This window comes from Cronobacter sp. 153480017-3, assembly GCF_053627815.1.
This window is the reverse complement of the sequence record NZ_JBSEYN010000003.1, coordinates 53,039-72,187: the sequence shown is the minus strand read 5'-3', so window position 1 is coordinate 72,187 and position 19,149 is coordinate 53,039. Positions and strand designations below refer to the sequence as shown.

General features: G+C 46.8%; 13 protein-coding genes. 7 read left to right on the top strand and 6 right to left on the bottom strand.

Translation table 11 applies throughout. The annotated features are described in order from the left end of the window. Window positions 1-33: 33 nt before the first annotated feature. Both ACUW6V_RS08170 and ACUW6V_RS08165 read right to left on the bottom strand, forming a co-directional pair. Window positions 34-402: an STY0301 family protein gene (locus tag ACUW6V_RS08170; RefSeq protein ID WP_454038234.1), complete on the bottom strand. Its 369-nt coding sequence runs from the start codon at window positions 400-402 to the stop codon at window positions 34-36. 5 nt (window positions 403-407) lie between these two features. Next, window positions 408-779, bottom strand: coding sequence for a BPSL0067 family protein (locus tag ACUW6V_RS08165; RefSeq protein WP_454038233.1), 372 nt, complete (start codon window positions 777-779; stop codon window positions 408-410). Between the two features lie 198 nt (window positions 780-977). Between ACUW6V_RS08165 and ACUW6V_RS08160 the strand changes: the two genes are divergently transcribed. Together ACUW6V_RS08160 and ACUW6V_RS08155 are read left to right on the top strand one after the other, a co-directional pair. Beyond that, the gene (locus ACUW6V_RS08160) at window positions 978-1,325 is read left to right on the top strand and encodes a DUF1493 family protein (protein ID WP_014728194.1); all 348 of its coding nucleotides are present in this window, start codon (window positions 978-980) and stop codon (window positions 1,323-1,325) included. Between the two features lie 282 nt (window positions 1,326-1,607). After that, on the top strand, window positions 1,608-1,997 hold the full coding sequence (locus tag ACUW6V_RS08155) for an acyl-CoA thioesterase (protein ID WP_454038232.1): 390 nt from the start codon (window positions 1,608-1,610) through the stop codon (window positions 1,995-1,997). Window positions 1,998-2,350: 353 nt separating this feature from the next. On the opposite strand, the gene zorD is transcribed toward ACUW6V_RS08155, so the two are convergent. From zorD to zorA1, 4 genes are read right to left on the bottom strand one after another with little or no spacing between them, the layout of a single operon-like run. Beyond that, window positions 2,351-5,593, bottom strand: coding sequence for a type I Zorya anti-phage system protein ZorD (zorD, locus tag ACUW6V_RS08150; RefSeq protein ID WP_454038231.1), 3,243 nt, complete (start codon window positions 5,591-5,593; stop codon window positions 2,351-2,353). After that, window positions 5,593-7,281, bottom strand: a complete 1,689-nt coding sequence (gene zorC / locus ACUW6V_RS08145; RefSeq protein WP_007870296.1) for a type I Zorya anti-phage system protein ZorC — start codon at window positions 7,279-7,281, stop codon at window positions 5,593-5,595. The genes zorD and zorC overlap by 1 nt, the downstream gene beginning before the upstream one ends. Beyond that, the gene (zorB1, locus tag ACUW6V_RS08140; RefSeq protein WP_004386112.1) at window positions 7,278-8,018 is read right to left on the bottom strand and encodes a type I Zorya anti-phage system protein ZorB1; all 741 of its coding nucleotides are present in this window, start codon (window positions 8,016-8,018) and stop codon (window positions 7,278-7,280) included. The genes zorC and zorB1 overlap by 4 nt, the downstream gene beginning before the upstream one ends. A 13-nt stretch (window positions 8,019-8,031) precedes the next feature. Further along, the gene (zorA1, locus tag ACUW6V_RS08135; RefSeq protein WP_038877412.1) at window positions 8,032-10,221 is read right to left on the bottom strand and encodes a type I Zorya anti-phage system protein ZorA1; all 2,190 of its coding nucleotides are present in this window, start codon (window positions 10,219-10,221) and stop codon (window positions 8,032-8,034) included. A gap of 337 nt (window positions 10,222-10,558) precedes the next feature. Here zorA1 and ACUW6V_RS08130 point away from each other — a divergent pair, with 337 nt between their 5' ends. The 5 genes from ACUW6V_RS08130 to ACUW6V_RS08110 all read left to right on the top strand — a co-directional run bounded on the left by ACUW6V_RS08130 (window position 10,559) and on the right by ACUW6V_RS08110 (window position 18,876). Next, the gene (locus ACUW6V_RS08130) at window positions 10,559-12,268 is read left to right on the top strand and encodes a class I SAM-dependent DNA methyltransferase (protein WP_454038230.1); all 1,710 of its coding nucleotides are present in this window, start codon (window positions 10,559-10,561) and stop codon (window positions 12,266-12,268) included. Next, window positions 12,258-13,640: a restriction endonuclease subunit S gene (locus ACUW6V_RS08125; RefSeq protein WP_454038229.1), complete on the top strand. Its 1,383-nt coding sequence runs from the start codon at window positions 12,258-12,260 to the stop codon at window positions 13,638-13,640. Before ACUW6V_RS08130 ends, ACUW6V_RS08125 begins: the two co-directional genes overlap by 11 nt. Further along, window positions 13,633-14,820, top strand: a complete 1,188-nt coding sequence (locus ACUW6V_RS08120; RefSeq protein ID WP_454038228.1) for a DUF4268 domain-containing protein — start codon at window positions 13,633-13,635, stop codon at window positions 14,818-14,820. Before ACUW6V_RS08125 ends, ACUW6V_RS08120 begins: the two co-directional genes overlap by 8 nt. Next, entirely contained in the window at window positions 14,820-17,951 is a 3,132-nt protein-coding gene (locus tag ACUW6V_RS08115; protein ID WP_454038227.1) for a type I restriction endonuclease subunit R, read from the top strand. The genes ACUW6V_RS08120 and ACUW6V_RS08115 overlap by 1 nt, the downstream gene beginning before the upstream one ends. A gap of 721 nt (window positions 17,952-18,672) precedes the next feature. Beyond that, window positions 18,673-18,876: a helix-turn-helix transcriptional regulator gene (locus ACUW6V_RS08110; protein WP_428858500.1), complete on the top strand. Its 204-nt coding sequence runs from the start codon at window positions 18,673-18,675 to the stop codon at window positions 18,874-18,876. The last annotated feature ends 273 nt before the right edge of the window (window positions 18,877-19,149 follow it).

Sequence of the window (19,149 nt, the reverse complement as noted above, 5' to 3'; positions counted from 1 at the left end):
TTACTCTTCTTCGCCAGGCGGGGCGGGAAGGCGTTATTCACAAAATACGTAAAACCGGGTGCTATTCTCCCCTGATATGGCTTTACATTGATTCGCGCTATCCGGCACCTTTAATTCAACGGTTTTAGAGGTGTTTTCATAACGGCATACCAGCCAGAGCGGTAAACCCATTTTCTTTCCGTAAGACTGATACTCTTTCAGCGTCCAGACTATACGGTTGTCATTATCAGGCATCAGCTCGCCCTGTTTTTCCGGCGGCCCCTGAAAAAGGCTGGCATCATTTAAACGGTGCGTGATTAACGCATTCGGTAACGTGTTCGGGCATGTTATTTTTTCGGCACAGGCAGCGCCAGAAAAGATAAATAAAGCCGTACTCAGCAGTAATATTTTATTCCACGACATAATAATTATCCCCGTTGTTTTCCGCGCGCGGCGCATGCCGAAAATAAATTGTACGCTGGCTGACGGGGTGGGGGTATAGACATTCCCGCGCCATCATGTTTTATCCACTGATCCAGAACCTGAATGCCATTCGCATCCTGCCCGAGATAGATGGCGGCATGCGAACGACCATCTGTATGATTACCGTAATGGTTGTTTCCATCAAAAGTCGCTATCACTGTTCCAGGAACGATATTTTTGTTTCCTTTAACCAACGCTCCGCGTCGCCACGCAACCGTATGCGGCATATTTGCTGCTCTCTGAGCAAAGGCGACACACTGGCCATTTCCTACGGATTTTCTAATATAAGCGCGGGGTGTTACTGCTATATAAGCCATCTTTCAGTCTCCATTCAATTTTGGAGATGATATTTTTGTTTGATGAGAAGAAATTAGTGGTAGTTTGCAATAGTAATTAATTGGGAATATTGCTCGGGTATTTGGGTCAGTCATGAGGGATGCTTAAAATCAACTCTTATGACGAAAAATATCAAACGATGATAATTTCTTACATTATTAAAAATAAATGGGATCATTATGAAATTGAACGAGAAAACCACAACAGCCATTCTGGAATGGTATGACGAAAAGTGGAATCTCCCTGGGCTATTGCGCAAGAAAATACCGCTGACGCCTGAAACCAGCCTCACCACAGGCCGCTATCCGTGGGCCCGAGAGACGGGAGATGAGATTATGAAGGACTATTTTAACCGGTTTTCTGTGGATGATACGGGCTTTGATTTTTTAAGATACTGGCCTCCTGAAACAGGTATGTGGCCTAATTGCTTACGCCCTCGTGCATTGCGGGTGGAAATAAAAGATCCTGAGCCATTAACCATATCTATGTTAATCGAGTCTGCAAAAGCCGGACGATGGCTTTATTGAGGCATTATTTTACGGCGTATCAGCGCGGCAAGATTATCTCGTGAAAGTCCTGATAGCTGGCAAGGGGCACCCGGATGCCCTTAAGCTACGCGTCAGGGCAACGTTGAACGCAATACGCTTCGTAATTTTCCTTACAGGAAAACGGCCCTCCTGCATGGACCGGACGAATATCTCTCCTTCAGCGCTTGAAGCCTTACGCGCGGTTACGCGTTAGAATCAACGCAATATGCACAAACACACGTTAAACCAGGCAGGGGCAGTGGCCCGTAATCAGGAGCAGAGATGTTCAGCAAAATTTATGAGGTTGATGAAAACCATATCGATTTTCAGGGCGTCGTGGACGGGCTCTATTACCCGTTTTACATGGAATGGGCGCGCCACGCGTTTATGAAAGAAGCGCTGGGGATTGATATCGAAGAGGAGTTTAAGCAGGGGCGACTGTACATGGTGCTGGAGTATTCTCTGCGTTTTCGCCAGAGCCTGAAAAAAGGCGACACCGTGGAAGTGACCTGCCAGCTTGAAAAAAACGTCAAACGTAACAGGGTCAACTTCGCTCAGCAGATCCGCGTGAATGGCGCGACCTATGCGGAAGCAACCTTCGTCGCCACATGTCTGGTCAACGGCAGACCTTCTATGCCCGACGCGGTGGTTAAGGCGTTAGAGGAACTCTGATTTTCTTTTTTGACCGGCGCAGTCGTTTTTGAGGCGGCTTGCGCCGGTTTCAAGCGGATCACCCTTTAAAAGCCCCGCCGCTGAATGCGTGGGGCGGTAAAACAGGAAAGGTTACGCTCAGCGCGTGACCTGAACAGCTAAAGTGGCATTCGCCAGGAAGCGATATTCAGATGGCGCTATCCAGCCCAGCGCAGAGCCGGTCGATTTCAGTCTGAATATATTTCCTGCGCTGCTTAAACAGGATACGGGCAGGGACGAGGCGCTCAATCAACATTGGCTTTCTGATGACGTATTCTATGACCATCTCTTTTACATCTTTTTCTGACCATCCCTGCGCAGCATATAAAAATAGACTAAGTTCCTTTAAGTATATCCTCAAAGTCTGTACTGCTTAAATCTGGTGCAGCACATAGCATATCTTTGGCCAGCGCGCGTCGACGCTTAAGAAGTTCATCAAGCGTTACTTCAAAAGTGGTGATTTCAGGATCTCTCACTGTAGGGTAATAAACATATACATCTTTAGTTTGCCCAATTCGGTACGCCCGATCCGTTGCCTGATCTTCTTTAGCTGGATTCCAGCATCGCGTGAAATGAATAACATGATTAGCTTTCTGTACATTAACGCCGAAACCTACGGCAACCGTAGACAGAATGATTATTCCAAACCCTGGTTGAGACTGGAAATTATCTATCAGGCGCTGGCGGCTGTTTTGACTGTGACTTTTAGTACTGGTATCACCATTGATAATAACCGGTCGGAAACCAAATTTTTGGTATATCGCATGTTGAAGTTCACGCTGTAAATCACGAAGCTCTGTAAAAATAATAACCTTGTCTTTTGTGGTTGCTTTTATTTCCGCAAGTTTTTTTAGCAGCCAATTAAGTTTGGGAGAGTTGTCCCGAAAATGAGGGGCTGGATCAACGACTGCGGGATGCGCGCAAATGAGTTTCAGCTTGTGTAACAAACCTAACATACCAGTTCCGGCCTGTTGCATCTCTTCGCTAAAGGCTTGTTGCTGTTGCCAGTTTGCAACAGACGAAAGGTAGAGCTTTTTTTGAACACCGGAGAATATCAACTGTTTGCAGCTTTCCACTTCAATTTTCCGGGGTAAATCACGAGCAACCTCTTCTTTAGTGCGGCGTAAAGTCTGAGGTTCTATTAGCGCGCGCAAAGTTTCCAGCCGTTCAGTATCTCGTCCAGCTTCGTTCTCTATAGAACGCACATAATGTTTACCAAATTCATTTAGCGCTCCTAACAAGCCTGGCTGGGCAAAATCAAACAAGCTCCACAGGTCAACAAGGGTATTTTCGACCGGTGTGCCGGTACAAGCCACTTTAAATCTCGCTTGTACCGCGTTAGCGGCATGTGTGATTAGTGCTGCAGGATTTTTTATCTTTTGCGCCTCGTCGCATACCATAATAGACCAGGACTGGCGTGCCAGAGAAAACTCTTGATCGCGAAGTGTTTCATAGGTCGTCAGTACGATTTTCGACTCACCTTGCCAGCCTGGTTTAAGCAGGTTCTTGATCCCCTGAGATTGCAGATGAGCAGGAATAGCTTGTTTAGGATATTTCAATGCTTTAATGGTCTCGCCATACAACTTCAAAACCGGAACACCTGTTGTGTAGAAAAAATTGTCCAGCTCACGTTCCCAGTTATCAAGAAGAGAAACAGGCGCAACAATAAGACTTGGCGGCTCTTGCGGGAATTTTTCAATGAACCATACCAAAAAGCTTAAAATTTGTAGTGTTTTCCCAAGCCCCATATCATCCGCAAGAAGGCAACCTGCGGTTTCCTCTGGTGAACGGATGAATAGTTGCTGAAGCCAGGCGAGACCTTCGCGTTGATGATCTTTAAGTCGGATATGTTCTTTGAGACTGAGCGGAATTTCAGGTTCTGCATTACGCGCACTGAGAAGTAAATTACGGCGCTGTTTTATGTAGGCAGCTTCTTCAATATTTTGCTCAATTTTTAGTACGGCTCGGGTTGGTTTATCTACAATATTGCCCGCAGATCCATTCGCAGCGCTCTGCTTTTTTCCCCATTTTTTACTAAAGATTTTTGCGGTATCCAGCGGTAATTCGCTGTCATTCCAGGGGGCAGTAATATGCGTTTCACCAGCAGCTTCAGCCTGATTAATTCTCTTCTGTAGTTCATCGAAATGGTGAAGATTTTCAGGTTGCCAATCAGTCAGCGTTTCGACTGCAAACACGGAAAAATCGATGTCATCTGGAAGCCAGTTTTCACTTTGCGCTTTCGTCAGCCAGGGCGAGGAAATTTTTTCAAACTCACCGATGCCAATTACCCGGTCACCATATTTCGCAATATCCAGCACATCGCTAAATTCTTTCCCTTCAATTTCTTGCTGCCAGCGAGCCAGGAGAGCCTGGCAGTCGTGCCACTGTTGTTCTGTGAACTGACTTAACTCCAGTTCGTACCCTTGCCATGAACCTGCAGGCATCTGTGCAGCGACACTAATACCGAGTTGCTGTACGAATTTTTCCAGCTCCCAGGGGGCGGAGAACACAAAAGTAATTTCTGGCTGGGGAACAGGTGATATAGGCTCAAGTACAAGGGTAATATCCGCAATTTTATTATATGGATTCCATTGAGGTATTAACCTGAAATGATGAAAGAAAATTCTGGCGTTAAATAATGCTTTTTCATGCTCTTCTGGTGCAATAACGCTGGCTGCGTCTTCACCTAAAAATGCATAAGGATTGCGGACAAAAGAAAGCGCTTCACTTCCGGCTACTCTCCGACCTGGAATCGAATGAATTGAATTCAAGACCTCTTTTACTTCGGGAGCGAGTATGACATGGCTGAGTTCACCATTCTCTCCGGGAATCCGGTAGCTATCGTGAACCTGCGAGTTCTTGTCAAAATTACTCAGCCAGTTAGCGGGCTGGTCTTCGAAATGAGGTTCAATTTCGATAACCGCGGTATCCGCAACGGTTGCTTTACGCAGACGTAATGACAATGAAGTCGGTTTGACGACATGCGTTTTTTCTAAATAATCATCAAATTTTGCGCCAGCTTGTTTCGCACATTTGCGTATAGCGGCCCAGCCCAGCTGGTTAGTGGTTTCGCCGGGAATCTGAATTTGCTGCACACTGAGTTGTTCTATTGCCTGTAAGAGTGCCCAGTTTTCCCTCGATAACAGATATTGCTGATTATCATGGGTTAGTATGGCACCGAGACGACTAAAACGGATTGGCTTGCGGCCTGGGACCGTAGCCCATTGCGAAATCCAGACGCGAAAATCGCTATCGCTTAACGCACCACGTGAACACAAGCTTGCGCGTAACGGCAGTACCTCAGGTACGCCGATAAGTGGCAGGCTACTGGCATGATCTTCATCTTCCAGCAGGCAATATAATGCCTCCCAACTCAACAGCCACCGGTCTGTCAGCGATATCAGATAGTCTTCTTCAGCCAGTTGCTCAAGCCAGGATGCCAGTGCCCAGAGCTGCGAATCATCAACCAGAGACAGTGAAAAGCTGAGCCCGTTTTCCTCAACCTGATATTTATCTTTAAGGTGGCGCTCTATCTGCTGACGGTCTCCCGTCAGTTTACTTAACAGGCGTTTCAGCATTATTTTATCCAGTAACGACGGGGTTCTTTGGCTACAGGTGAAAAGCCTAATCGTAACAACTCTCTTTCTAATGCGTCGTCAGGGGTATTAAGCTGGACGGACAGCACTCCACCTTTTTGCCGGTTATCGCTAACGATACAGGGGACATTTTCTACAAGACGCTCTATAGCAGTATCCCGCTGTGGGTTAATAATTTTTACTTTGGAGAAAGAAATAGAAGAAGACTTCTGTTTCTCAATAAATTTAACAGGTTCTTCGGCCAGCCAGTGAATACCTAATTTGCGTAACTCATCATCATATTTCAACATCCAGCCCGTGATATGAGCTTTGCTATATCCTTCAGCACGTGGCATATGAGGCATCCTCAGTATGCAACGTTTTTGATTTTGATCTTTTAACTGAAGATTAATGTCGAAAGTGTCAGATTCTGGGTTAAATGGTGCCTGGCCAACTCGATAGGCATACATTGCATTCCCTGTTCCTGAAAACTCAACAAATAAGTAATCATTAATCTGCATAATCATGGCATTATCAAGATTACGTCCGCCTCGCAGGTAACTTAACCGTCCCTTGTTTTCTTCGCGGAATTTCGCAAAGTCGCTTCCGCGATCGCGCCAGGCATCGGTTCCCATCACGATACGGGTGAAGCCCATCTGATTTGCAAACCTGAGCCAGTAAAAGAGGCGGGCTTGATCTACATCGCCGTTTCCACGCAACAACTCGAAGAAATGCATCAAATCTTGTTTTGCCAGCCAGCTCCGAACCATGCCTGCAACGGGTTCAGAAACATATTGGTACCATTTATTCTGCTGGCTTTTTAGCTGTGGGTTATCCCAATATTCTAGTGCAGCTACTTTCAATGCGGAATGAGCCTGATCACGATATGTTGAATGGTAATAGCGAGTAAGGGTTGCGCTTATAATGTCATTCCGAAAGCGAACCCATTGCGCTGCCAGATCTAACAGCCAGCTGATTTTATCCAGATATTCTGGGTCATCCATAGTATCAAGCTGTGCCAGGAGCACGGTAAAAATACGTTTCCACAACCAGCTGCTGTCATGAATTTGAGCGATCTTTTCCAACGATGAGAGTGAGTTATGCTCACCTGCAAGTAACTGTCTGGAGATAACGCCGCCTGCCTGCGGGGTAAAAATATCGTGATAAAATTCTATGGTTTTCATCCAGGGTTTTTCTCGCCTTATGGCCGACTTCACAACGAGGTAACCCTGTGCTATATGACCACGTAGTACGCACCAGTGTGGATTTTGTTCAGGAGTTTCATTCTGGTAGGCAAAGTAGCTTGCACAAAGTGCAGCCCAATCCTTGCGCTTAAGATTATTTGATGCGATGCATTTTTTAATTTTACTATCTACTTTTGGAAAGAGCGTGTCGTCTTCCAGCAGTATCGGTTGGTTAGGATATAACGGATCATTATCGGCAAGCCCATAAAATATCATCCGCCAGTCTCGCCCGCTGAGTTCTTGGGCAAGGCGAAGACGACGTAGCGCCTCTAGACGAATTTCATGTGGTGGAGCGGGGATTTTATCGGCTTTATCAAACCTTTTTTCCATTTCTATTCCTGCTGACGTCAATGCATCAAAGTCATTTCGCAAAAAAGTTTCACTCTGCTGGGTGACTGAGAGAGCCGCAGTAATACGTTGTGAAAGCGAATTCAATGCTGAGGTCATTGCGGCATTACCAACTGACAAACTTCTTTATTTATTACAGGAGGAAAGTCCACCGTCTCATCCCCATCGCGTTTATCTTTAAGCCCGAAGAACTGCATACGTAACTCAACACGACGGCTGGCTTCTTTACTCTCTTTAGCATTATTAAAGGAAACACCACCTGCCAAGAAAAGCTTACGGATTTGAAGCTGTTGCTCGATGGTAATGTTTTTTTGCAGAGGGCTGCGGCTATCTAGCAGGCTGCACATTACCCATTCAGAACGCTGTAAAGAAAGATGCAAATTATAAAGATATGAACCGTCGGTATCGGTGAATCCTTCAATAACAATTTGCTTAAACCACTTTTTGCCTTCTTCACTTTCGGCAGCTTCAAGCACCAGAGGGACGACATCCTGCAATGCCTTTTGTCCTTCTGCATTGAGGAAAAAACGATTGTGATCGAAGCGGCCAGCCTCGCCAAAACTGATACGATTATCGTGACAATCTACCACAATGGTTTTGTTTAGATTACGGGCATGGAGTTCAAGGCGCTCGCACAATCGCGTAATATCCTGCCCACGTGTTTTTTCGCCTTGTTCTGCTTTCTGAATGCGTTGAGTAACCGAACTTAGCGAAGCAACCATGACAACCAGAAATAGCACCATCATTGCCGTCATCAGATCAGCATACGAAATCCAGAAGGGTTTCTCCGCTTCGTCACCGCGCCGTTTTTTTATGCTCCATGTATTACCAAACATTTACTGTTCCCTCTCAGACACGAACGCGGGACAGGACATCATCAAGCTCGCTGATGCTTTCTCCGACTTGTTCAACAGCGCCTGCAAGCAAAGTGGAAGCTTTCGCCATTTCAACGTCCAGCTTGCCAAGCGTCTTGTCCAGACTACGTGATACGCCTTCAGCGAAGTCTTCAAAACCTTTGCCGAGTACATCACTGACGTTATCCATAAAGGTCTGCGCTTCCCGGTTATAGCTCTGTAAACGCTCGCCATGTTGCTTAAGATCGGCAATAAACTGACTACGGGTGGTTTGTTCAGATTGTGTATTGGCAGCGAGCAGCTCGAGCATGGCGATAGATTTGCTAATGGCTTCGCGATTGTTACGATAATCTGCCACGACAGAAGTAAGCTCGCTGGTAGCGCCGGAAAGGGTTGAACCTGCCGATTGCGCTTTATTCAGGACCTCAACGGTAATGTGGTTGGCTTGCGATACGCGATCACCTGCCTCTTCGAAACGTTCAGCCGCCACTCGCATTTTGTCTGCGCCGTGTTGCATATCCTGAATTTGTCGGTTGGTTTGTTCCGCAAGCTGGCGCAGCGTTTCAGTGGTGCTCTTATGTTGCTGCGAAACGGTGTCGATCAACTGTTTAATCTGATCATCAACCTCACCCATGACGCGCTGTGTCTGTTCGTGCAGCGACTGCTGATTTGCTTGCTGATGTGCAGATATCTGTTGTTGGCCTTTGTCCATCTGACTAAACAGACCGCCAAGCTGTTCGCCAAGTGCCTCAACGGAGGACGCCATTTTTTCCATTGTGGCGCTTTGCCCTTGCTGCACTGAATTCTGAATGGCTTCGATAAAGGCAGCCATATGTTCAGCTTGAGCCTTTTCACGGGCTTCACTGTCAGCGAACATTTTTTCAAGCTGTCGAGCCATACGCTCACCTGCGCCTTCGCCTTCGGCGCCGATTCTGGCGACCGATGCCTGCAGGCTGGTAAGCATATCGTTCATGCCTGCCTGCATGGCTTGCTGACCGGATTTCATTTCAGCTAACAATTGTTCAATTAACTGCGCGCTCCCCTGACGGGAATCGTCGCTGACCTGACGCATGTCCTGTAACAAAGCAGAGAAACCACTTTGCATCGTTTGGATCGCGCCAACGGTTTGTCCCATCATGTCGTTGAGGTTCGTAAATTGCTGACCAAATGTGGTATCGAGCTTCGCCATAAACGCCGTCAACACATCCTGCAGCATGTTCTGCACCATACCGCTTTGATCGCCACTGGCGGTCTGAACTGCACCCGCAATTTTATCAAGTGGAGACTTCAGGCTATTTTCGATAGCACCACTGACCTGATCGGCGAACTGCATGCCGGATTCACGATAGGTAGCACTTAGCGTATTCGCCAGTCGTTCGTTTTCAACCTTTTGACTCTCGGTGAGATGCAGCAGCATATCGCGCAGATCGGTGACCAGGCTTTCTTTTAAATGACGAGCTTGTGTCGCGCTGTCATTGCTTGATTTCACCAGCGAGGCGAGGTACTCCTCACCCACACCGCTGATATAGAGTTTGTCGAGCGAAGCAGTAAACTTTTCCAGATATTTGTAGCATTTGGCGATAGATAGCTTTTCAATCCAAGTCACTACAATAGAAGCAAAAATGGCGGCGGCTGACCCCAGGAAAGCGTATAACACGTCGTGCAGCAGATTATTGACGCTGCTGGAGACTTGCTCTGGAGTGCTGGGGTCGAAATGATTGAGGCCTATCATCAGGCCATAGAAGGTGCCGATAATACCTATGCCGGTCAGAATACCGGGTAAGTGCTTAAAAAATTCGGTGTTCAGCGGAATATCAATAAGCTGCTGCTCAGAGAAGAAACTGGCGCTTGGCGCTGTGGCCCGAACGCGAACAATTGTCTCTTCACCGTTTTCCAGCTCACGTTGAGGGTGCAACGATTCTTCGAATTCGTTCCACGCATGCCTGAATTCAGGCTTCTGGAACAAGTTTCGCAGATGATCAAGCTGCTCGACTGGCGCGGTGTTTTCGAGGCTATTAATTGAGTGTGTATATTTTTTCAGACCGTTAATAATTTTTATGGCTCTGAACAAATAAAAGTAAATAAAGCAACCAAAGGCCACGCCAACAAGAATGCCAACAGTAATTGGTACGTTATGAGGTTGAACTGAAGTAAGCGTCAGCAAGAAAGAATTAAGCCATGACATAGTTTTATCCGTTGAATATATTAGCCAGCACCCATAATTACCATCGACAATTCTTGGTTTATCTTTAACCAAAATTTGTATGCTGAGATAGTCATTGTTGTACCGTTCCACAATTCACAAACAGCCCCGTCCGTTCAGGGGATGAACGGTGAAAGCAGGGGGCTCAAAAGGAATGGCAAGATAGTTTCCTATCATTTGACGCTCAAATGCAAATTTCTTTACGCAGTGTCGTTTGTAATCATTACCGTTCCCGGTATCATTTTGCGCACCAGATTCCAAACCTGAATTTGCGCTGGAGCATGACTGCTTTAGCGCTGCGAGCTATCAAGGAATTTTCATGAACAACGCTGAACAACAGTTCCTGAACGAACTGGATAACAAATTCTGGAAGGCCGCAGATAAACTGCGCGCCAACATGGATGCCGCCAATTACAAGCATGTGGTGTTGGGGCTTATCTTTCTGAAGTATGTGTCCGATGCCTTCGAGGCGCGCCAGCAAGAGCTGATGACGTTATTTCGTGATGTCGGCAACCCTGACAATATCTATGCGATTTCTCGCGACGATTACAGTAGTGACGAAGAGTACGCGCAGGCGCTGCTGGATGAGCTCGAAGTAGAAGACTACTACACCGAGAAGAACGTCTTCTGGGTGCCGAAAGCCGCGCGCTGGGAAACGCTGAAAAACAAAGCCATGCTGCCAACCGGCACCGTGTTGTGGGTGGATGAAACCACCGGGCAGGATGTGAAGCTGCGTTCCGTCTCCTGGCTGGTGGACAACGCACTGGATGAAATCGAAAAAACCAACCCCAAACTGAAAGGCATTCTTAACCGTATCAGTCAGTATCAACTGGGCAACGAGGTGTTAACCGGGCTGATTAATACCTTCTCTGATGCCAACTTCAGCAACCCGGAATATAACGGCGAGAAGCTGAGCCTTAAGAGCAAAGATATTCTCGGTCACGTTTACGAATATTTCCTCGGCCAGTTCGCGCTGGCAGAAGGCAAACAGGGCGGCCAGTACTACACGCCAAAAAGCATCGTGACCCTGATCGTCGAAATGCTCCAACCCTATAACGGCCGCGTGTATGACCCGGCGATGGGCTCCGGCGGGTTCTTTGTGTCCAGCGATCGCTTTATTGAAGAGCATGCGGGCGAGAAGCACTACAACGCCGCTGAACAGAAGCAGAAGATCTCCGTCTACGGCCAGGAATCTAACCCGACCACCTGGCGTCTGGCAGCCATGAACATGGCGATCCGTGGCATCGACTTCAACTTCGGCACTAAAAACGCCGACACCCTGCTGGACGACCAGCACCCGGATCTGCGCGCCGACTTCGTGATGGCTAACCCGCCGTTCAACATGAAGGAGTGGTGGAGCGCGAAGCTCGAAAACGACGTGCGCTGGAAGTACGGCACACCGCCGCAGGGCAACGCCAACTTTGCGTGGATGCAGCATATGATCCACCACCTCGCGCCAAAAGGTTCGATGGCACTGTTGCTGGCCAATGGCTCGATGAGCTCTAACACCAATAACGAAGGTGAGATCCGCCGCAACCTGATCGAAGCCGATCTGGTGGAGTGTATGGTGGCGTTACCGGGCCAGCTCTTTACCAACACCCAAATTCCGGCCTGCATCTGGTTTCTGACCAAAGACAAATCTGGCGGCAACGGTAAAGCGCATCGTAAAGGCGAAGTGCTGTTTATTGATGCCCGCCAGATTGGCTATATGAAAGATCGCGTGCTGCGTGATTTCACCCGCGAGGATATCGCGAAGATTGCTGACACCTTCCATAAGTGGCAGGCGGATAAAGATTACGAAGACGAAGCCGGGTTCTGCTTCTCGGCAACGCTGGAAGATATTCAGAAAAACGACTATGTACTGACCCCTGGGCGCTATGTGGGCGCCGCCGAGCAGGACGAAGATGATGAACCCTTTGCCGAGAAAATGGCGCGACTGACGGCGCTGCTGAAAGACCAGTTGGAAGAGAGTGCGAAGCTGGAAGCGCAGATTAAGGCAAATCTGGGGGGGCTGGGGTATGAGTTCTAAGTTTCGGAAAGTAAAGCTATGTGAAATCCTCTCATTTAAGACAGGTAAACTCGACTCGAATGCAGCAGTAGATAATGGTTGTTATCCTTTTTTCACTTGCTCGCCAGTAACACTTTCGATAAATACGTATGCTTTTGACACCGAAGCAGTATTATTAGCTGGTAATAACGCAAATGGGGTGTTTTCAGTAAAATATCACAATGGTAAGTTTAATGCTTACCAAAGAACATATGTTATTACTCCTTTGAATAATTCAGAAGTCAATGTGAAATGGCTTTATTTTAGAATAAAATATGTTACGTCAGAATTACAATCAATGTCAGTTGGTACTGCAACAAAATTCTTAACAAAAAAGATTTTGGATGCATTTGAGATTGAACTACCAACTTTTGAAGAGCAAACATATCAAGCTAAGATTTTATGGGGGTTACAGGATAAGTTAGCTAATAATGAAGCTATAAACCAAACCCTCGAACAAATGGCGCAAGCCCTGTTCAAAAGCTGGTTTGTCGATTTTGAACCGGTAAAAGCCAAAATGTCAGTACTGGAAGCGGGCGGTTCGCAGGAAGACGCGACACTTGCTGCCATGACGGCGATTTCCGGGAAAGATGCTAATGCGCTGGCGGTTTTTGAGCGTGAACACCCTGAGCAATATGTCGAGTTAAAAACCACAGCAGAGCTGTTTCCGTCTGCGATGCAGGAGAGTGAGTTAGGGGAGATTCCAGAAGGTTGGGACATTAAAAACATTAAATCAATGTCTGTTGCTCTGTCGAAAGGAACTACTCCAGCCAAGAAGGATTTAAGCTCAGAAGAAAATCAAAATATTAATTTTTTAAAGGTCAAAGATATTGATGATGATGGCCGAATCAATTTTTCCAATCTGGATAAAATATCGAAACGCGTCCATGAGATAGTTTTAAAACGCTCGGTGCTTCAGTCTAATGATATTCTTTTCTCAATAGCAGGTACTATTGGCCGAGTGGCTGTGGTTGCAAGTGATATGCTAGCTTGCAATTGCAACCAAGCGATTGCATTTATCAGGTTAAAGAATTGTGCGTCACATCTTAATTTGGTTAGGCTTAATTTGCAGTCACCGAGAATCCAACAAGAAGTTGAATCAAAAGTTGTCCAAGGTGTTCAGGCTAATCTTAGTTTGACATCCTTAGGTGAGCTTGAGGTTGTCCTTCCTTCGGACTGTGTATTGATAGCTTTTAATAATGTTATTACCCCGATATGGAAACAAAAGTTATCAATTACCAAAAGTATCATGTTGTTAACCCAACTCCGCGACACCCTTCTCCCCAAACTCCTCTCTGGCGAAATCACCCTGCTGGAAGCCGAGCAGACGGTAAGCGAGGCGGAAAATGTATAAAGTCGATACGCCAACCAACAGCCTGCATTCACTGCAGGAGGTGTCTTTCAGCAGCCTCGGTTTTACCGAGCGCTATCACCTGCAGGAGTGGCTGGCGAAAAATCCGCAGGCGCTAACCCGTGATAATGACGACGAACTGCTGATCATCCAGAAAGAGTTCGCCGGTTTTGACGACACCAAAGAGCGCCTCGATCTGCTGGCGCTGGATAAAAAAGGCAACCTGGTGATCATCGAGAACAAACTCGATGACTCCGGGCGTGATGTGGTGTGGCAGGCGCTGAAATATGCCGGTTATTGCGCCAATCTGCGCAAAGAACAGATCCTCGACATCTTTCAGCTCTATCTCGACAAATACGAGCCGGAAGAGACCCGTCCGGCTGCGGAGGTGCTTGCTGAATTCCTCGAATATGAAACGCTGGATGAAGTTTTAATCAATCAGAGCCGTACACAGCGAATCATCATGGTCGCAGCCAGCTTTCGCAAAGAGGTGACCAACACCGCCCTGTGGCTGATGCAGTTTGGTCTGCGGGTGCAGTGCTTTAAGGTTACACCCTATAAATTCAACGATGATGTATTCGTTGATATCCGCCAGGTGATCCCCACACCGGAAGCTGAATCTTACATGATCGGCATGGCGCAAAAAGAGGCGGAAGAGCAATCCGTCAGTGGCGGGGTAAAACCGGTTCAATTGATGCGTAAAGCCTTTTGGACAAAGATGCTGGAGTGTCTCAAAGTCAGCACTTGTACTCTGTATAACAATATCAGCCCGTCCACTGATCATTGGCTTAGTGCAGGCTCTGGCATTAGCGCCGTGTCGTATAACCTGATTTTCAGTAAAAAAGAGATTCGTGTTGAGCTGTGGATTGCCAAAGCCTCCGCAGAGAGTAATACCTTTGCTTTTAACTGGCTGCATGAGCGCAAAGAGACAATTGAAAACGCGTTTGGCCATGCGCTTAAGTGGGAACCTCTGCCAGGTAAAAAATCGTGTCGGATTTCCTGTGCCAGCCCTGCGATTAGCCTTGATGAAGCTAACTGGCCCGAGATGATCGACTGGCTGCTGGTCAACCTGACGGCGTTTGAAAAAGCGCTCGATCCCTTTATCGCCCCACTGAATATGGCGCTCAAAGAGATTTCCAACGCGCCGGATGAGACAGAAGAACCTGAGACAGAGGAAGCCTGATGCTGAGCGAAGACGATTTAGAACAGCAATGCCTGAAATGGTTTGCTGAACAGGGCTGGGAAGTGATGCACGGGCCCGACATTGCGCCGGATGGCGATAATCCGCTACGTGCTTCATTTCATGATGTGTTTCTGCGCCCGGTCATGCTGGAACAGCTACAAAGCATCAACCCCCATCTTCCTGTTGCCGTGCTGGAAGAGGTGATACTGCGTGTCGCCCATGCGCAAAGCCCGGATCTGGTCGTCAGCAACAAAGCATTTCATCATTTGCTGCTCGATGGCGTGCCGGTTGAGTACAAGCGTGAGGATAAAGTCGTTCATGATAAAGCGCTGCTGATGGATTTTAACCACCCAGCCAGTAACCGCTTTATGGTGGTCAACCAGGTTGCCATTCAGGGGACAAAACAGGTACGGCGCCCGGATGTGATTGGCTATATCAACGGCCTGCCCGTGGCGGTAATCGAGCTGAAAAGCCCCATTGATGCCAATGCTGATATCTGGGCCGCATTTAACCAGTTGCAGACCTATAAAAACGAACTCAGCGATCTGTTTATCTGCAACGAAGCGCTGGTGATAAGCGACGGGCAGAATGCACGCATTGGTTCCCTGACCGCAGATGAAGAACGTTTCCTGCCATGGAAAACCATTTCCAATGAAGACGATAAGCCACAATTTGACTGGCAGTTAAAAACCGTCGTTCAGGGCTTTTTTAATCGCGAGTTATTGCTCGACTATATTCGCTACTTTGTTCTGTTTGAAAATGATGGCAAACGACTCATCAAGAAAATAGCCGCTTATCATCAGTTCCACGCCGTGCGTGAAGCCGTCGCAGCTACGATTGTGGCGTCTACTGGCAAACATCTGCCGCTGCGCAGTAACATTACCCCCGGTAGCAAAAAAGCGGGGGTGGTGTGGCACACCCAGGGCTCCGGCAAAAGCATCTCCATGTGTTGCTATGCCGGGAAGCTGCTGCAACAGGCGGAGATGAACAACCCGACCATTGTGGTGGTAACCGACCGGAACGACCTCGACGGGCAGCTCTATGCCACTTTTTGTCAGGCGCAGGACTTACTCAAGCAGACGCCATTACAGGCCAATGACCGCGAGGAATTGCGCGAGTTGCTGAATGCCCGCGAATCTGGCGGCATCATTTTTACCACCGTGCAGAAGTTTGCTCCGCTGGACAGTGAGCAGAGCCATCCAGCGCTCAATCAACGCAGCAATATCGTGGTAATTTCTGATGAAGCACATCGCAGCCAGTACGGCCTGAGCGCCACGCTGGACCGTGAAACCGGCCTTTATAAATATGGCTACGCAAAACATATGCGCGATGCGCTGCCGAATGCCTCGTTTATGGGGTTTACCGGAACGCCAATTGCCTCGGAAGATAAAGATACCCGCGCTGTATTTGGTGATTATGTCTCTATCTACGACATTCAGGATGCCGTGGATGATGGCGCTACGGTGCCTATCTACTATGAATCACGCCTGGCAAAACTCGATCTGAATCATGAGGAGCTTGAAGCGCTTTCGGAGCAGGTCGATGAGTTGGTAGAGGATGAAGAGACAGGTCAGCAAGAGAAAACGAAAGGCGACTGGAGCCGTCTGGAAAAGCTGGTAGGTTCAGCGCCGCGGATTCAGCAGGTCGCTGCTGACCTGGTTCAACATTTTGAAATGCGCAATGCAGCTATGACCGGCAAAGCGATGATTGTCGCCATGAGTCGCGATATTTGCGTCAAGCTTTATGATGCTATCGTGGCAATCCGCCCGGACTGGCACAGCGAGCATGTTGAAAAGGGCGCGATAAAAGTCATTATGACCGGCTCTGCATCGGATAATAATGTTCTCCAGCCGCATATCTATAACAAACAGACCAAAAAGCGCCTTGAATCTCGCTTTAAAGATTTGAACGATCCGCTAAAGCTGGTGATTGTGCGTGATATGTGGTTGACCGGGTTTGATGCCCCTTGTTGTCACACCATGTATATCGACAAACCGATGCGTGGACATAATTTAATGCAGGCGATTGCTCGTGTTAACCGCGTATTTAGGGATAAGCCTGGTGGACTGGTGGTGGACTATATCGGCATTGCGAATGAGCTTAAGCAGGCGCTGAAAACTTATACTGATTCAAAAGGCAAAGGCCAGACGACAGTGGATGCCAGAGAAGCGTTTGCGGTATTGCTGGAAAAAATCGATATCATCCATGGCATGTTTTCCCCCTCAGCAGGAAAACCAGGTTTTAAATACGAGGGCTTCTCTCGCGATCCTTTGGCCTTCTTGCGTGACGCTGTGAACTATATTTTGGGACTGGATGAAGGTAAAAAACGCTACCTTGATGTCTCGCTGGCAATGACTAAAGCATGGTCGCTTTGTAATACACTGGATGAGGCGAAACCACTGCAAGAAGAGTTTGCCTTTCTTTCTGCAATCCGAGTGGCGCTTCTGAAACTGAATCCGGCAGCAAAGTTTAGCCAGTCGGAGAAAAACTCCCTGTTAAGTAAAATTCTTGATAACGCCGTTGTCGCAACCGGTGTAGAGGATTTGTTTGCCTTGATCGGGTTAGATAAACCTAATATTGGCTTGTTGTCCGATGAGTTTCTGGAAGAGGTGCGGGAAATGCCGCAGCGAAACCTGGCGGTAGAACTTCTGGAAAAGCTGCTTAATGACGGAATTCATGCCCGTTCCGGCAATAACGTCGTGCAGCAGAAGAAGTATTCCGACCGTCTGAAAGCAGTGTTGCTCAAATATAATAACCGCGCGATTGAAACGGCACAGGTGATTGAAGAGCTGATTGCGATGGCAAAGTCCTTTCAGGAGGCGATGGCGCGGGATGAGGCGCTGGGGCTCAATCCTGACGAAATTGCGTTTTATGATGCTCTGGCTGAAAACGAAAGTGCTGTACGGGAGCTTGGGGATGATGTCCTTAAGAAACTGGCCGTAGAAGTTACATTGAAATTACGCCAGTCAACAACGGTGGACTGGCAAGTGCGTGAAAGCGTACGAGCCAGACTGCGTATCCTCGTTCGGCAAACGTTGCGTAAGTATAAGTATCCACCAGATAAAACACCTCATGCTGTAGAGTTGATTCTCAAACAAGCTGAGGTCGTCTCTAACAGCTGGACGATTTAGATTTACTTACAAAAGGGGATCCTCGTCCCCTTTTGTATAAGGTGCCTAAAAGGTTCGGATTTAATTAGTTCTCTTCGGACTTCGCGGGACAAATTGAGGGCACAAAAAAGCCCGCAGGGCTTGCGCCGTGCGGGCTCTCAGGACTTCATCGGATGACTCTGGTGATCACCGATGGAGAATTTTGGTGGGCTGGCGTCTCTGTTATTTATTTTTCATCATTATGATTTTAAATATTATTCTTTTCGTTTCCTTTGTTGTGGGTTCAATAAAGGGACCTAAAAGTGACATAAGCACAGATTTTTTTGGAGCTAAACTCTTCGATACTGCAACGCTGAGGAGTTGAACTCGCGAACACATAGCCTTGCTAATCCAGAGTCTGTTTACCATATGTAAGATGGTAAACATTTTACCTCTGTCGAAATCATTTCTAATTCTTTTATAAGGTTTAACAAGGCTTATAAAGTGGAGCAGTATAGAATTTAACAAGGAATAGTTTAACTTACTGATAAATATGGGTTTATTGAAAATCTTGGATAGGGTGGAAAATATAGCACTTTTTGCAAAAATCGTTCTAAGCCTGTGTTGGCTTGTTTTCACAACTATCTTTAACAAGACTGTATGAAAAAAACACCACTCCTTGATCAATTCGTGCTTTTTGAGAGTTGATCGTCATAAGCGATCTGAAGATACTACATCCATCAAAACAACAATGGAGAAATGTATGACAGAAAGAAAAAGATTTATCCGTTTACCCGAAGTACTGGAAAGAACCGGATTTAGTAAAGCTTGGATTTATAGATTGATCAGTCGTGGTCAATTCCCCGCCCCCATAAAAACTGGTGATCGTGCAATCAGGTTCGTAGAAAGTGAGGTTGATGAGTGGATTGACCAAATGATTTATTTATCCAGAAATAAAGTTGCGTGATTTGATATAAATAAAAATAAAATAGGAGTGTTATATGAAAACTCAGATAGAACAGTGTCAGAAAAAGGTTGATATACTTGATTAGTAGCATTTTGATATAATCGTGGAATATTACATTCAGTAAGTGATTGATTGCTTAATATGAAAATAAAAATGAATTTTTTTATAAAGTTATAGATATATTCAGAAATGGTGATAATGAAACACAATGAGCATTAAAATGTTGTGCTATGTTTAGTAAGTATAAGTTGGTTGTTGAAGCTTAAGGTTGAT